The sequence below is a fragment of the Nocardia sp. NPDC002869 genome, from assembly GCF_046764065.1.
Lineage (GTDB): Bacteria > Actinomycetota > Actinomycetes > Mycobacteriales > Mycobacteriaceae > Nocardia > Nocardia rhamnosiphila.
Genome location: NZ_JBKOOL010000141.1, coordinates 1 through 15,088, shown reverse-complemented (window position 1 = coordinate 15,088; position 15,088 = coordinate 1). Strand labels below are relative to the sequence as shown.

Sequence of the window (15,088 nt, the reverse complement as noted above, 5' to 3'; positions counted from 1 at the left end):
ATCCCGATCCGCCGACGCGGTCCGTGTCGCCGGGCACCACAACATCCAATAGGGCACACCGCAGTATCGGGGAGCAGCCATGTCCGAGGAACTGGACGACATCGGCCGGGAAACCGCGGCCATGATGAAGACGATGTTGCAGATCGCGACATTGGTCGCACTCAAGGCCCGGGAACGCGGCCAGCGTGAAGCCGAGATGCGGGTCAAGATGACCGAGGCCCGGGTGAAAGAGGCGCGGGAGCTGCAGATCCGCGAGGCGCGCGACGCCAAGGCCAAGGATCCACGCAACCTCGCCCTGGCCCAGACCATTTCGCGGTCGGCCGCGGAGATCGGGCCGCCGGGCACCTCGGTACCGCACCGGGAAACGCCCGGTTATCGCGGCGTCCAGCTCGAGAAGGATCGTTTCTCGATGAGCTCGTTCGCCGAGAAATCCGATCAGGTGAGCAGCGCGGCGGACGCGGTGCGCTACGACTCGGTGGAGCGGCGGGCCGCACTGGCCGCGCATCTCGCCAAGATCGGTGTCGCACCCGAATTGGCCGCGGCCCGGATGCTGGTCGAGGTCGGGCAGGCCACCCCGCCGAGCGAGGCGGTGCGCAACCGGCCCGATCGTGCGCCGTCGGTCCAGCGTGCCCGGGAACAGGAACTCGCCCGCGGTCTCGAACGAAGTCGCTAGGCCGCGGTTCCGCCCGGAATACGAAGAACGCCCGTCCAAGAGGACGGGCGTTCTTCGTACCCGGGGCCGCCGGCGGGTCGTCAGCTCTTGACTTCGCTACCCGCCGAGCGGACCGGGGCTTCGGCTTCTTCGGTGCTGTCGAACGGATCGCTGAACATGCCGTCGGGCGGAGCCGTCAGCGGCAGCGGCACCAGCATGTCCTTGTGCCCGTTGCGCACGCTGCAATATTTGAACGGGCCCTTCGGGTCGAGAAGTACGGCCATGTGCTGGTCGGCGTGGTCGAGGAACCAGACGCTCATACCCGTGGCGCCGTCCTGCCGCAGATGCTCCCAGGCCCGCCACATCGCGTCCAGGCGCGCGATGGCCTCCGTATGCTTCCACCACTCGGGGCACCACACGGTATCGCTGAGATCGCTGACCTGCCGCCGATAGACGACGCTGAGGTAGTTCTCGACGAACTCCACCACATTCTTGTAGGTCGGTATCTGCTGCTCTCGGGAAGTCTCGGTCACAGCGGTCGAACCTCCTGCCTCTCTCCCGGCCCGTTCTCCGGACCCGGTGGTGTTCCGCCCGGACCGTTATCCGGTTCCGTCTGTGCTCCCGCCGGCTTCTTGTCCAAGATCGTCGGCGCGCCCGCCGGGCCGTGGTCCGGCTCGGTGGGCTTCTCCTTGATCAGCGCGGGGGAACCGATGAGATCGGTGACCAATGTCTTGCGCTGCGGGTCGTGCTGTTCGATGGACTTCTTCACCGCGGACGCGTACTCGCCCTCCCACCAGGGCACCGTGCGCACCAGCACCGGGGGTGCACCGGAGGAGAACACGATGGCGCGGCCCCGCGGCAACGTCGCCAGCGCCTGCACGGTGAAGGTCTTGGAGGAACCCAGCGACCGCGAATAACTCTTACCGCCCTTGGATTCGGAGACCGAGGCGGAGATGGCGGAGTGCTCGCCGATGGCCTCGGACCGTTCCCGCAGGAAGTTGGTGTCGTCGACGCCGCTGCCGAGCACCTTGATATTGGCCGCCGACCACAATGCGTTCATCCCGTCGTCACCCCAGCACCGGGCGCCCTGCGCCCAGGACTGCAGCACGGTCATGACCACGATGCCGCGCGAGCCGAAATGGCTGTACTGCTTGGGCAGATCCTTCCACCGGACCACGTTGGCGGCCTCGTCCAGCACCGCCAGCAGCGGAATCGGCAGGCGTCCGTAGGCCGAACGCGACGCCTTGCGCATGGCCACATCGATCACGGCCTCGGTGAGCGCGCTCACCAGCGGGGCCGCCGAACCGCGGCCCTCCAGCGACAAGCTGTAGAGGGTGCCGTTCTTCTCGATGAACTCCAGTTCGTCGAACTGGGCCCGGGCCGGCTCGTGCCGCTCCGCGCTGTGCGGGGTCACCCATTTGTGCACATTGCGCAGTTTCAGGCAGCGCACCATCTTCTTGGCGGTGCCGAAGATACCGCTGCGGGTCCGCGGGTCGGCGTTGTACTGTGCCGCCAGACCGGAGGCGGAGAAATCGTGTTTCGCATCGCGCAGGATATTGATCGGTTCGATGTTCTGCTGATCGGTCACCCATTCCCAGATCTGGGTGATCGGCTTCTTCGCGATCGCGGCGGCCAGGAAGAGCCCGGCCAGCAGATCCTCGGCCTCCGGGTCGAAGAAGGCGTCGTTGCGGGAATCGGAACCGCTGTCGCTGTCGGCGAAATGACCGGCCAGGCGAGCGGCCCGCATCTCACAGCCGTCGCTGTTCGCGTCCACCCAGGCCAGCGGGTTCCAGTACCAGGTGGGCTCTTCGGCGGCCACGCCCTGCGGGTCGAAGACGAAGGTGCGACTCCCCTTGGCCTCGCGGACATCGCGGGTCGCGTCCACCACATCGCGTTTGTTCGAGGTGGCCAGGACCGGTCCGATGGCGGTGAGGATCGCCGGGATGACCCGTGAGGTCGATTTACCCTGCCGCGGGCCCCAGATGTCCAGGTGCAGGTCCTCGTACGAGCCGTACAGCATCGTGCCGTCGGCGACGGCGACGCCGATCGGCACCCCGGGCGCGTCGTTGTAGCCGAGCTTGACGCCCATGTTCTGGGCCTTCTCCCGGACCCCGGCCTCGGTCAAGGCGGCGATGGCGCCGCCGTTGCCCATCACATCGGCCTTGTCGTCCACGGCGAGACGGCCCACCAGCCGTCTGGCCGTGGCCCGCCGCCGATACAGCACGAATAGGGCCAGCGCGAGCAGTACGAGCAGCAGGATCACCGTCGTACCGGTGGGCCAGTGCAGCTCGCCCTTGACCATCCCGGCCACGATATCGATCGGGTTGATCGGCATGTCCTGCTTCTGCAGCGAGAGCATATTGCCCAAGTGCAGGGCCACCCATACGGTTCCCAGGACGGCGCCGCCGACGTAGATCGCGATGAGGGTCAGATCGGGCCCGACCACGGCCGGGTCCTTCACCGGTTTCTTCTTGGCCATTACTGCCTCCTGAATGATGCCTGCCGGGTCACCGGTAGCCGTCCAGACGCCAGCCCTGCGGCGTACGAACAACGGTCGCGATGACGGTGGACGGCGCCAGGGGTTCCTCGCGGCCGTCCGGATAGACGACGGTCTGCTCGATTCCGATCTTGAATTGCTGCACGCCGGGATCCGGCCCGGCGGGCGGCCGATCGCCGGAGGCGAAGGTGAACGCCTCCACCCGCGCCTCGGCCGCCGCCCAGTCACCCCACTGCAGCGACACCGCCGGAGCGCCGGCGGCGGCCGTCGACGCATCCAGCACCCGGATCAGGCTGGGACCCAGCCATTTCCGCGCGCGTTCCAGCGAAGCGCCCGGAACCTCGGTGGCGGGCTCCCACTGATAGATCTCGCGCAGCGCCGCCACCGCGACCCCGTCCGGGGTCACCGGATCCGGGGCGGGTACGGCCTCGAGCCGCCGGGTGGTCGAGGTGGCCACGGTGCCACCCGATCCCACGTCCTCGCCACTGCCGCCGCATCCGCTCAGTACCGTGATGCCCAGCATCAGCACCACCACCAGTCCCGCACCAGCACTCGTCTTCTCGTTCCAGGCTAACCGCCCGGACCTCGTAAACGCCGCCGATCCGCGCGTGTTCACAGCACCCTCCTCGCCCGGGCGTCGCCGGGTACGGCAGTTTCGGCCACCCCGCCGGGAGAGTCCGCGGTCAGCGGGGGCGCCGCCTGGATCATCTGCCCATTCCCGCTGTAGATTCCGACCCGCGCTGGTCCACGCGGCCCGAATTCGCTGAACACCAGATCCCCCGGCTGCACCTTGGCGAGCGGCACCTCGATACCGGCCTCCCACTGCTGCTCGGCGGTACGCGGCAGCGAGACCGCACCGGCCGAGGCGGCGAATACCGCCGCCGAGGTCAGGCCCGGTCCGTCGAGCCCGCCACCGCCGGGTCCCTGCGGGCCACCGCCACCCCATACGTATGGAGTGCCCAGCCATTCGTGCGCGGCCTGCACGACCTGGTCCCCGGCCGCTCCCGCACTGTCGGGGGCGAAACGCCCGGTCGCCCCCGGATCGCGGTATTCCGCTTCCATGGCCAGGATGTTCGTGACGTAGGGCTGGGTCTCGGAGTAGTGCGCGGCCACCTGATTCGGCATACCGCCCGACGCCAGTACCGCGCCCTCGCCCGCGTTGTAGGCGGCCAGCGTCAGCGCCACCACATCACCCTGGACCCGCCCCTCGCCGATCCAGCCGGTGATCTTGTGCGCGATCGCGCACATGTACCGGCCCTGCCCGACGATGGCGTCACCGTCGTCCCACACGCTGGCCACTCCATTACCGTCGGCATCGATCACGTACGGCTGACCGTCGTCGGGATCGATACTCGCGGCGGTGCCGGGCAGGAACTGCGCGAGCCCCTGCGCGCCCGCGGGCGAGGTGAGCCCACGCCGGAAACCGGATTCCTGCCGTCCCTGCGCGGCCAGCAGGGACGGAGTGACCTCGGGGCACAGCGATCCCGCGCGGCGGTACCAGATCTCCAGTTCCGGTGGCACTTTCCCATTGGCCAATGCCCCACCCGGTGTACCGAAACCACGCACACACGCCGGATCGGTGGAATACGCGCGGGCACCACCCAGATCCGGGGTGGGCGCACCGTCGAGCCAGGGCAGCGGGTCGATCTGCCGGCCGCCGGTGAACCGGCCGCCCGGCACGATCTCGAAATGCAGATGGGGACCGCTGGATTCCCCCGCCGATCCCACCGCGCCGATATGCTGGCCGGCTTGCACGACCTGGCCGACCCGCACCAGTACCCCGCTGTCCCACATATGCCCGTACACCGCGGAATACGCGCGCCCGTTGCCCGCGTCCACCGAATCCACCACGACCCAGTTACCGAAACCCGAGGCCGGGCCCGCGGCCACCACGATTCCGTCGGCCACCGAGAAGATCGGGGTGCCGTCCGGGGCGGCCAGGTCGACGCCCCTGTGCCCCCCGCCACGCGAACCGAAGACATCCGAGACCGAATAGGTGCCGGCGGCCATCGGCCAACTACGGCCCAGCGGTCCCGCCCCGGCGGCCAGCGAAGGAGTCGCGACCGCGGTGGGGTTGGCGGTGGAGCCGTCCGGGATTCGCGTCGCACCGGCCGCGCGCGGATCACCCGGTGGGTATCCGCCCAGCGGCGGCAGCGTCGCCTGGCTCGGGTCGAGCACCGACCCGCCCTCGCACGGGTCGTCCACAGCGGGCATCACGATGACGAGGATGACCGTCATCAGGCCGAGCACCAGACCGAGGCAGGTCCACAGCACCGATTTCGCGTTCACCGCGCTCCCGCGGGGTTCACGTCTCGCGCCGGGATTCGTTGAGAGTGTCGGCCAGGGCGCGGTTCACCTCCGCCGCGGCCGCCAGTTGCTGCTGCAGCGCGGCGACCTTGCGGCGCAGGGCGGCCGCGTCCATCCGCTCCAGGCTCGGCCCCTCCGCCGCGCGCACCCAGTTGCGTACCGAATTGGTGTGCACCCCGATCTGTTCGGCGACCAGCCGGCACGCCTCCGATTCGCTGCGCAGTTTGCTGGTGAGCGCGAGCACCTGTTCCACCGCGGCGGCCCGGACCTCCGGCGAGACCCGGCGATAGGACCGATGCGGCATCATGAATTGCTCCCGCCTACCGGATATGAACTGTCCGGCGCCGCGGCCTGTTCGGCCGCATAGCGCCCCGGGTAGGAGGTGAATTCCTCGAAACGCTGGTTGGTGTCGTGGATCCCGCTACTCCGCTCGGCCGCGGTGAATTCCATATGGAAGGGAATGCCCGGCCGCCGGTCCTCACCGATCTTCAGCAGGAACTTGCCGGTGCCCGGCGGGGACGGTCTGACCTGACCCGGTCTGAGGGCCTCACCGGTCAGCGCCTGTGGCGCCGACCAGCTGGTTACCATCTCCTCCTCGGCCGCGGTGAAGGGCACTGTGCTGTCCAGTCGTTTGATCTCCTCGCCGGGCAGGGCGCCGAAGATCTTGGCGCGGGCCCGTTCCAGGAAGCCGAGGGCCTTGGCGATGGCGGCTTCCGAACCCAGCGACTGCAGGTCCTTGATGGTGTGACTGATCATGATCAGGGCGGTGGCGATACCGCGCTGCAGACGGGTGAGTTCGTCGACCCGGTCGACCATGAAATCACCCAGGCCCAGCACCTGCCACAGCTCGTCCATCACGACCTGGAAGTATCGCTGCGGGGCCATCCCCGCGTCGGTGAGCGTATGCGCTGCCTCCACGGCAGCGAATCCGTCGGCCCAGCAGGCCAGCATGACGGCGGCCTTGAGCTTCTTGTCCCCGTTGGGGATATGGGACACATCGATGCACACCGCGACCGAGTCGGTATCGATCGGCACCGAGGTCTGCCCGTTGAACACCGCGCCGAACGGACCCTGGGTGAGGGCACGCAGCGAGCGCCGCAACCCGCGGATCGCCTCGTGGTACTCGGTGGGGCTGTCGGCGCCGGCATCGAGCATCATCTCCTCGCCACCGGCGACGATGACCTCGAGCAGATTCTCCATGATGGGCGGCTGGTCCGGGGTGAATCCGCTGCCCGGCCGGTACAGGATCCGCAGGGCGGTGGAGATCAGTGTCTCCTCGTAATCGCGTACCCGCGCGCCGCGCACCAGTTCCACCAGACCGGCGATCAGCGTGACCTGCCGGGCCCGCAGATCCTGCAGCACCTGCCGCTGCAACTCGGGATGCTCCCCCAGCCGCGGCACGATATCGCCGAGCACGCCGCCGGCCAGCGGGTTGAGCTTGCCGTGACCGTACCCGAGATCGATCACCTGGCCGCCGACCAGTTCCACCAGCCGCCGATAGTCGGGTTTCACATCGGCGAGCACCAGCGGGGTGATGTTCTGCGCGACCCCGCCGAGCACGATCCGCCGCACCAGCGACGACTTACCGAAACCGTTCAGACCCAGCACGAAAAGGCTCGGCGCGGTGATGAAACTACCGCGCATGAACCAGTTCATCGGGTCGAAGCACACCGGGGCGCCGGTGTGCAGGTGGGAGCCGAGCGGTGTACCGATCAGCGGTGCGCCGGCGCCGACCGACCACGGCCACAGCCCGGCGACCTGCGCGGTGGTGGCCCGGTACTCGACCGGGCGGCCCACCACGTTCATCCGGCCACCGCCGGCCCCGGCGAACCCACGGTCGGTCAGCTGGGCGGTCTGGCGGTCGAATCCGTCCTGGTACTCCTGTTCGGCGCGCGCGGCGTAGTTGCGGCGGCGGATATCGTCGGTGCGGATCCGGAAGGTGGCCCAGGCGGCCCGGATACCCGCGCCTTCCCGGCTGACCTCCTCGAGGCGTGAGCGGGTGGCCGCGTCGAGCAGCGGCGGGCCCTGCTGCCGGCGTTTCTCGGCCCGCGCCTTCGCCCGGCGGGCCGCCTTGTCGAACTCCGGTGTGCCCATTGCCCGGTCGGCGGTCGTATCGACCCGGTTGCGGCGGGCCCGCTCCCGGTTGCCGGCCTCGCCGTCGCGCCCGGTGCGGGTCCGGCGATCGGCCCGCGAGCGTTCGGGATCGCGCCGTTCGGCGTCGCCGGATCCGCGCCGGGCGTCCCGGATATGCCGTTCCTCGTCCCGGCCGGATCGCGACCGGTCGCCGGTGGCGACCCGGGTTCTGTTGCGCTCCCGTACGGGTGGCTCGTGCTCGCGTGCCATCAGTCGTTCACCCCGCCAATGCTTTGGGAATGGTCGCGTGCTCGGGCAGGATCACCCCGCAACCGAGCGATGCCGCGAAGGCCGCCGCCTGGTAGCGGTAACAGCGGCGGATCTTGAGCCGGGCCTGCGTGGACAGGTCCCGCGTGATCGCCTCGATCCGCGGCAGGTCACCGCGATTCGGCTCGGTGATGGTGACCAGTGCGCCGAACCGGGTGACACCGTGGCCGCGCGCCTGCTCCTCCCGGGCCTGCTGGGTCGCGCCGACCCGCAGGGTCGCCGACGCCGACACCACACCGCGTTCGCTCTGCTGAGCGACCAGGGCGTTCTTGAAATCGTCGTCGACGATCTCGGCCGCATCGGCTGCCGAATGCGGCCGGTACACGATGGCGATCCGCTTCCGCGGCACCTCCGGATTCGGCGCGAGCAGCCGCTGCAGCACCCGCTCGTCCACCGCGCCCTCCGGGGCGGTGTCCATTTCCCAGGTCACCGACCGGCCGCCGTCGTGGACGAGGTGATCCCATTTCTCGTCGTGCGAGACCGGCCCGGCGTCGGCCCAGTCCAGGCCGTGGCCCTCGGGCTCGCCCGCGGCCACCTCGAGATCGGCCTGCGAGGCCGGGTCGTAGCTGCGCCGGATGAACGAGATCACCTCGTCGGCCGACATGGGCTGGGCGCGCACCCCGGCTTCGGCGAGCGCGGCACAGATACCCGGTAGCCGGCGGCCGATCTCGACCGCTTCCTCCGCCGGATTCTTGCGACGTTCGGCGGTGGTCGCCTTGAAGGTGATGGCGACCCGGGGCAGCAGTTGCACCCGTTCCTGCGGCAATTCGGTGGCCAGCTCGTACATCACCTGCTGCGCCAGATCCGGCGCCTCCGGCCGGGTAATGGTGGAAACCTCGGTGAGCAGCCGGTTCCCGGTCTCCGGGACGGTGTCGATCACCGGCACCACGGCGACGATATCGCTGGTCTGGCCGACCGAGGCGAGGAAGGTGCCCCAGGCCGATACCCAGCGGTCGATCACCGGCTGGTCCACCGCCTCGTGACCTTGCGGCCACGCCCGCAGCACCACCGTGTACTGCGCGAACTGCGGCAGGTGGATCATGCCGAAGCTGTAACCGCCGGCGTCGATACCCTCGTAGAGCTTGGAGGGCGCGAGCAACCCCGGCAGCCGGGTGAAACCACCCGGCACCCGGGAGAACCGGCCGCCGCGGTACACGTGCTCACCGCGATTACGCGAACGCATCCAGTGGAACATCATCAATCCCGTCTCGTAGCCCGAACGCCCACCGCGCCGCATGACGAGGGGGGCCATGATCACCACACCGACCCCGCCGACGACGGCGCCCCATTGGAAACCGCCGATCATGGCGGTGAGCAGCGCGGTGATCACCACCGCGAAGCCGAGCACGGTCTCTTCCCACCGCAGCCCGAAAAGTCCGGCGCTGCGGGGCTTCTGCCACAGGCCGTAGGAGCGGCGTTCGTAGGTCTCGGTGCTGGTCATCGTGGGATGGTGTTCCTACCGAAGTCGGGGTTACGGTTGCGCCAATTGTCGCCTGCTACATCACCCATGGCCTGGTCCGCGCGGGTCATCCCGGCGGTCGCGGCGCGGGTTGCGCCCATTCTGTTGGCCACTCGGGATGCACCGGACGGTACACCGCCCGGGGACCCACTCGACCGAGGTCCCTGTCCGCCGGCCGGCGCGCCGCCGCCTCCGCCACCGCGCGGCGGGGGCATCGGCCGGGGCGCACCACCACCGCGGCCGCCACCGGGCGGCGGCGGACCGGCCGCGCCGCCCACGTAGCCGGCGCGACCGGGCGCCGCGGCACCCTTCGCACCGACCGCCTTGGTACCCATGGCGCCCAGACCGGCTGCGGCGATCAGGGTTCCACCGGTCGCGGTGAGACCGGAACCGCCGCTGCCGACAATCGCGACCGCCGGCGTGACCAGCCGCATCAGCGCGGGCAGCACGAACGCGACACTGCACAGCAGCACGATGGCCACCAGCATGCGCTGGGCTTCCTCGGCTTCGGGCAGGCCGCCCGCCGGGGTCATCTCGTCCACGTGGCCGGCGGTGGTGAACGCGATCATGTACACGATCGCCGCCACCGGTTTCCACAGCATGAAGGCGATGATCCAGCCGACCAGTTTCTGATACGACTGCTTACCGGTGCTCATTCCGGAGGCGGCGGCCGCCAGCGGCAGTACACCGGCCGCGATCACCAGCAGGCCCTGCCGGACGATGGCCAGCACGATCTGGGCCAGCGCCCCGAGCAGTCCGACGATCGCAATGATGAGGACGAGGCCGGGTGAGAAAGCTTGCAGCTTACTGGTTTTCACCATCAGCTCGGCCATGTTGCGGGCATTGCCGTCGGTGGAGTCCTGGATGATCCATTCGGCGAAGCGGTCCGAGGCCACGGTGCCGGCCACGATCACCGCGCCCAGCATCCAGGAACTGAACACCACCCGGGTGAACATCCGGAACGATTCGGCCGCCTCCTGCATCGCGCCGCCGCGTCTGGCCTCGGCCAATCTGAGGCCCGTGATGATGATGGAGGCCATCAACAGCAGTATCTGTATCTGATACGTGTAGTCGTTGATCTTGGTGAACAGCGAACCGGAATCGCTGGCCACCTCGTTGGGCACCTTCATCCAGAAGGTCAGCGCCAGGATGATGGCTTCGCCCAGCCCGTTCATCAGCGAATCGACCACTTTGCCGAAGGTCGAATCCCACGCCTTGTCCTTGACCGCGGTGGCCGCTTCACCGGGATGGGTGGCGGCATTGCCCGCCTTGCACACCGCCGCTGCGGCGTCGCCGAGCGAGATCCCGGGAATGCCGAGCTCGTCCAGGGCATCGTGTATCTCGTTACAGGTCTCGTCGAACCCGTAGGACTGACCGTAGGCCACCACCGGCGTCGCCATCGACACGGTGAAGATCACCGCGAGGATCGTGACGAGCCGTCTGGCCAGTGATACCCGGTACGAGACCGCGGGAGTTCGCTCCCCGCGCTCGGAAGGGCTGTCTGCGCGCACTACCTGAGCTTCCACATTTCGTCCCAACATCGGAATCACCATCGAGTCCACCCCTCGAGCGATTCGACATACTCGGTCTGTGTGTTCGGCGAGGTGGTCGGCTTGAGCCGCCAATCCCCCGCGTCCCACACCATGATCAGTCGCAACGTCACCCACACCGGCTTCGCGTCGAGCGCCGGAGCACGCAGCGCCAACCGCACGATCGCCATATCGTCCGCGTAGTCGTCGACCTTGAACGCGTCGGACGCGACGAGGTACCGGGTCACCGATTCGGGCTGCTGTTCGGGCAGCCGATCCGCTTCCAGGGCCTTGTCGTAGGCCGCGATCTGCTGCGCCGAAACCCGCACCTGCCGTACATAGAGATCACGGTCCGCCGGCCGGGCGTTCAGCCGGTAGGTGATCTGCGCCGCGGCCAGCGCGGCGCCCTGCGGGGTGTGCGAGTACCCCACGGCCAGCCCGTCCTCGATCCGGTTCGGACCGTCGGAACTCGAGAACGGCACCGACGCCCCGTACACCCGCTGCCAGCCGCGGGGATCGGTGGTGCCCACCGGCGCGGCGGTCAGCCAATCCGGGTCCGTCGGCTTGCGTTGCGGGGACGGGTCCTGCGGAAGGACCTGCCCCGCCGGATTGTTGGGGATATCGATGCGCCGATTGAACACATCCACCTCCGGATCGGCGAAGCCCTCGCCCACCGCGGCCGGGGGCGGCGGCGCCGAGACGGGTTCGTCGTCGCGGCCCGTCCACATGACGACGCCGACCACCACGATCAGCGCCAGTACCGCCGCGGAGGCGATGACTCCGAAGGAGACGCGGTCACGCTGATAGGTCTCCTTCCCGCTCACTTCGGCGCCTCCACTTTCACAGTGTCACCGGGTAATTCGGTCACAGGGTCGATCGGTCGCGTGGTCGATTCCGGATCCGGCAGCCGTAACCTCCAATCCTGAGCGAACCACTCCACCGTCGTGTGGTTCACCGCTCTCGAACTATCCGAGTACTCGCTGTACACGTCCACCGCAGCGCGCTGGTCGCTGTACTCGGTGATCCGGTATCCCAGCAGCCGCGGCGCGTAGACCGGATCCGCGGGACCACTGATGGACAGCTGCACCCGGTTCACCGCCCATTCGTCCTTCGCCGGGCCCGGAACCACTTCCCGGGCAACGATATTCGACCACTGTCCGTCATCGGCGATCGCCAGGCGCACGGCGTGCACCATGGCGGCCACCCCGGCGCCGGTGGGAGTCTGCTCGAAACCCGTTGCGGCACCGTCGGTTTGAGCCGTCGGACCTTGATCGCTATGCGGTAACGATACGCCCTGGAACGGCACCCAGCGCACATTCGTCGGGGGCGCCGACAGATCGGGCGGTGCCGCGGCGTCCCCGCCCCCGCAGCCCACGGCGCCGGCCAGCAGCAGCGCGGACAGCACAGGGGCAGCCCTGAGGACATACGGCCGGCCGGACCGGCGCGGGGCCGGAATCACGGTCGATTTCATGCGCAGGTCGTTCTCCTCGCCTCGCCCCGGATCATCCGGGCAGGAACGCCAGGGCGATACCGGAGGCGCCGCTGGCCACGATCGCGCCGAGCAGGCTCATGAGCACCCCGTGCGAGGCGTCGTTCATCGCCAGATCTCCCTTGAACGTCAGCCACAGCTTTCCGGCCGAAACGATCATCCACGCCAGACAGCCCATGAGAACGAACCAGAGCAGCCAGTTCAGCAACTGCATCAACGGTTCCAACACTTCGGCCGGCATCTGCTTGTACGCCAGAACACCGGCCGCCCCGACCAGATCCATTACAACCTCACGTTCCGATGACGGCGTTCATGATCGTTCCGGCACTGGTCGCGACCACGCCGCCGATCATCGCTCCGGCCACCATCTTCGGGGACTCCAGTCCACCGCCGGTCCATTTCTCCCACGCGAATTTGCCGCCCGCGTAGATGATGCCGCAGATCCCGGACAGCAGGACGAACCAGGTGAGGTACCGCACCAGCTGCAGGATCTTCTCCGACCCGGGCGGGGCCTCGGGCGTCGGATTGCCCACCTGGGCCACAACAACGGTGTCGTAGACCTGGTGAACGGCGAGAAGTACGGTGCTCATCGGATGCCTTTCTCGATAGCTGAGGTGCAACATTCGGTCCGCGCGAGCGCGGGGAGCACGACACGGAATACGTACTCGACGGCGGCGATCACGGCATCACTCCTCTACGAATCTCGATCGGCCCCGAGTGGGGGCGGCCTCCGATTCCTCCAGCGCGGCCCGGGCGGCCGCGACGATTTCCGAACCGAGCTCCCTGATGTCCAGGGGAACCTCGTCGAGTGGGTCTATCCGACGGCGGCGCTGCGGCGAGGTCGCGACACCCGGCGTCCACACCGGCAATTTCTCCGGTTCGACCAGCGTCCACTCCTCGTACCAGGGCACCTGCCAGACCTGTCCGGCCAGTGAGGCGACCACATCGCGGTAGCGCCGGATCTCCGGCGCCATCCGGCCCGGACGCGCCGCCACCGTGATGAGGCCGAGAACCTGGCTGGGCCCGGCGAACCCCGAGTGGTGCTGGCGCAGCAGATCGTGCGCGTGGGTCAGTCCGGCGATGGTCTCCCGCGCCACCAGCACCACGAACGGCGATTCCCGGTCGAAGACACCGGGCCAGCGCCGGCCCGAATCCGCGGCGGGCGCCAGCACATGGGCCAGCGAACTGGCACCGGCGCCGCCGTGGACACCCAGCAGCCACACCAGCGGCGCACGGCCGGCGCCGGGAACAGGACGGTCCCAGACCGCGGCGCGGCGTGATTCCGGCGGTGGTACCACTCCGGCAACAGCGTGACGGTCGGGTCTACGAGGAAGATTCATAGCAACACTCATGATGCCTGCCTCCAAGATGCGGCAGGTAATCCGCGGAGCCCGGAGCGAAGGGGGTGGGATCGCATCACGACACCATCCCGGCGAGTAGTCGCTCGTAGGTCTGGCGCGTCTCGTCGGCGAGCGCGACGTGACGCACCAGTTCACCGCGTGCCAGATGGGGGTCGTAGGGCACCTCGACGATATCGCGGACCCAACCGGCCAGATGTTCCCGCAAATGATCGGCTACTCGCGAATCGGCGCCGCGCAGCTGATGGGAGACCACGATGGTGGTATCGCCGACGATCCCGCCGCCCATGGGTTCCGAGGAGTCGCCGTATTCGTCGTCGAGCCATTCGAGTGTCACCCGCAGGCGGTTGGCCGCGTCTACCCGCGCCGGGATGGTCAGGACCAGCGCGACATCCGCGTCGTCGAGCAACGGCCGCAGCTGCCGGCTCGCGATCGGGTTTCCGCCGTCGTAGACACCGGTGTATCCGGCCTGGTCGACCGCCCGGGCCACGGTGAGGTAGCTCGCGCGGCGGCGCAGCGGCGCGGCGTCACGCCACAGCAGGCCGATTCCGGAGGTGGCCCGGGACATACAGTCCTTCAACGGGGCCGGCTCGTCGTCGCCGCGGCCGTACAACCATTGCTGCATGCTGATCGGGTGCAGATGCTCGTCGGCGCCGCGCAGGGCCAGATCACCCCCGGCCGGCGTGGCGTCCACCGCGACCGTGGCGGTCCCCGCGAGACCGAGTTCACCCGCCAGTCCGAGCGCGGTGGTCGTGGTGCCGGCGCCGCCGCAGCCGCCCACCACCAGGATCGGCCGGGGCTCGCCGGCCGCACGGGTCCGGGCGCCACCCGGCAACCGCACCACCCGCGCCTTCCGGTCTCCGCCTGCCCCGTCCGTCACCTCGGCATCCGGTGCGGTGTCGAGCCAGCGGCTCCAATCCTCTCCCATCGCAGCACTCTCCTCTATCCGGCCGAGATACCCGTGATGAGGGTGCGGCCGTCGATCACCGCGGTGGTGACCGTTTGCCTGCTGTAGGTAGCGGGCTCGCCACCGGGCCGGAACTCGGTGACCTCGACCGTGTACCGGCCCTCGGCCACGGTCACGATCCGTACGCAGTGCGCGGTGCCGGACGCCACGCTGTCGATACCCGCTTGGATCACCTCGGCGGAGGACACCGGGGCGTCGGGTGCGACCGCGGCGCGCGCCTCGGCACCGGAACGCTGCACGTAGTAGGCGTATTGGAAGCGCAGCACGGCGTCGGGACCGGAATTCGTGCCGCCCGGCCCCGCGCCGCGCACCACCTGCGCGGTCTGTTCGGCCGGGCACGCCGCGGCGGTGGGGTCGGCACCGGTGCTCCCGGCGGTGAAGCGCAGGCCCGCGCCCCCGTCGGGCGCGGCTCCGGGGGCGGCGGCACCGG

15 protein-coding genes and 1 pseudogene are annotated in these 15,088 nt (G+C 69.0%); 1 reads left to right on the top strand and 15 read right to left on the bottom strand.

Features of this window, described 5'->3' with window-relative positions:
- Window positions 1–79 precede the first annotated feature (79 nt).
- Window positions 80–673, top strand: a complete 594-nt coding sequence (locus ACLML9_RS22175) for a hypothetical protein (RefSeq protein ID WP_411947326.1) — start codon at window positions 80–82, stop codon at window positions 671–673.
- Window positions 674–753: 80 nt separating this feature from the next.
- Here the strand turns inward: ACLML9_RS22175 and ACLML9_RS22170 are convergent, their stop codons facing one another.
- The 15 genes and pseudogenes from ACLML9_RS22170 to ACLML9_RS22100 all read right to left on the bottom strand — a co-directional run.
- Window positions 754–1,185: a DUF4913 domain-containing protein gene (locus ACLML9_RS22170; protein WP_357055043.1), complete on the bottom strand. Its 432-nt coding sequence runs from the start codon at window positions 1,183–1,185 to the stop codon at window positions 754–756.
- The gene (locus tag ACLML9_RS22165; RefSeq protein ID WP_411947325.1) at window positions 1,182–3,131 is read right to left on the bottom strand and encodes a type IV secretory system conjugative DNA transfer family protein; all 1,950 of its coding nucleotides are present in this window, start codon (window positions 3,129–3,131) and stop codon (window positions 1,182–1,184) included. The genes ACLML9_RS22170 and ACLML9_RS22165 overlap by 4 nt, the downstream gene beginning before the upstream one ends.
- A 28-nt stretch (window positions 3,132–3,159) precedes the next feature.
- Window positions 3,160–3,765: a hypothetical protein gene (locus ACLML9_RS22160; RefSeq protein ID WP_411947324.1), complete on the bottom strand. Its 606-nt coding sequence runs from the start codon at window positions 3,763–3,765 to the stop codon at window positions 3,160–3,162.
- Window positions 3,762–5,438: a peptidoglycan DD-metalloendopeptidase family protein gene (locus ACLML9_RS22155; protein WP_411947323.1), complete on the bottom strand. Its 1,677-nt coding sequence runs from the start codon at window positions 5,436–5,438 to the stop codon at window positions 3,762–3,764. Before ACLML9_RS22155 ends, ACLML9_RS22160 begins: the two co-directional genes overlap by 4 nt.
- 16 nt (window positions 5,439–5,454) lie before the next feature.
- Window positions 5,455–5,763, bottom strand: a complete 309-nt coding sequence (locus ACLML9_RS22150; protein ID WP_030521525.1) for a transposase — start codon at window positions 5,761–5,763, stop codon at window positions 5,455–5,457.
- On the bottom strand, window positions 5,760–7,799 hold the full coding sequence (locus ACLML9_RS22145) for a hypothetical protein (protein WP_411947322.1): 2,040 nt from the start codon (window positions 7,797–7,799) through the stop codon (window positions 5,760–5,762). Before ACLML9_RS22145 ends, ACLML9_RS22150 begins: the two co-directional genes overlap by 4 nt.
- A 7-nt stretch (window positions 7,800–7,806) precedes the next feature.
- The gene (locus ACLML9_RS22140; protein ID WP_030521527.1) at window positions 7,807–9,297 is read right to left on the bottom strand and encodes an SCO6880 family protein; all 1,491 of its coding nucleotides are present in this window, start codon (window positions 9,295–9,297) and stop codon (window positions 7,807–7,809) included.
- Window positions 9,294–10,826 carry a conjugal transfer protein TraG N-terminal domain-containing protein gene (locus ACLML9_RS22135; protein WP_245713179.1) on the bottom strand — a complete coding sequence of 511 codons (1,533 nt, stop codon included), beginning with the start codon at window positions 10,824–10,826 and terminating at the stop codon, window positions 9,294–9,296. The genes ACLML9_RS22140 and ACLML9_RS22135 overlap by 4 nt, the downstream gene beginning before the upstream one ends.
- Before the next feature lie 35 nt (window positions 10,827–10,861).
- Window positions 10,862–11,668: a hypothetical protein gene (locus ACLML9_RS22130; protein WP_411947321.1), complete on the bottom strand. Its 807-nt coding sequence runs from the start codon at window positions 11,666–11,668 to the stop codon at window positions 10,862–10,864.
- Window positions 11,665–12,315: a hypothetical protein gene (locus ACLML9_RS22125; protein ID WP_411947320.1), complete on the bottom strand. Its 651-nt coding sequence runs from the start codon at window positions 12,313–12,315 to the stop codon at window positions 11,665–11,667. Before ACLML9_RS22125 ends, ACLML9_RS22130 begins: the two co-directional genes overlap by 4 nt.
- 31 nt (window positions 12,316–12,346) lie before the next feature.
- Window positions 12,347–12,616, bottom strand: coding sequence for a hypothetical protein (locus ACLML9_RS22120; protein ID WP_030521531.1), 270 nt, complete (start codon window positions 12,614–12,616; stop codon window positions 12,347–12,349).
- 7 nt (window positions 12,617–12,623) lie between these two features.
- On the bottom strand, window positions 12,624–12,923 hold the full coding sequence (locus ACLML9_RS22115; protein ID WP_030521532.1) for a hypothetical protein: 300 nt from the start codon (window positions 12,921–12,923) through the stop codon (window positions 12,624–12,626).
- Window positions 12,924–13,019: 96 nt separating this feature from the next.
- Window positions 13,020–13,673 (bottom strand): hypothetical protein, encoded by a 654-nt coding sequence (locus ACLML9_RS22110; RefSeq protein ID WP_411947319.1) that lies wholly within the window; start codon window positions 13,671–13,673, stop codon window positions 13,020–13,022.
- Window positions 13,674–13,749: 76 nt separating this feature from the next.
- Entirely contained in the window at window positions 13,750–14,619 is an 870-nt protein-coding gene (locus ACLML9_RS22105; protein ID WP_411947318.1) for a MinD/ParA family protein, read from the bottom strand.
- A gap of 14 nt (window positions 14,620–14,633) precedes the next feature.
- A pseudogene (locus tag ACLML9_RS22100) lies at window positions 14,634–15,088 on the bottom strand (hypothetical protein); the annotation flags it as partial.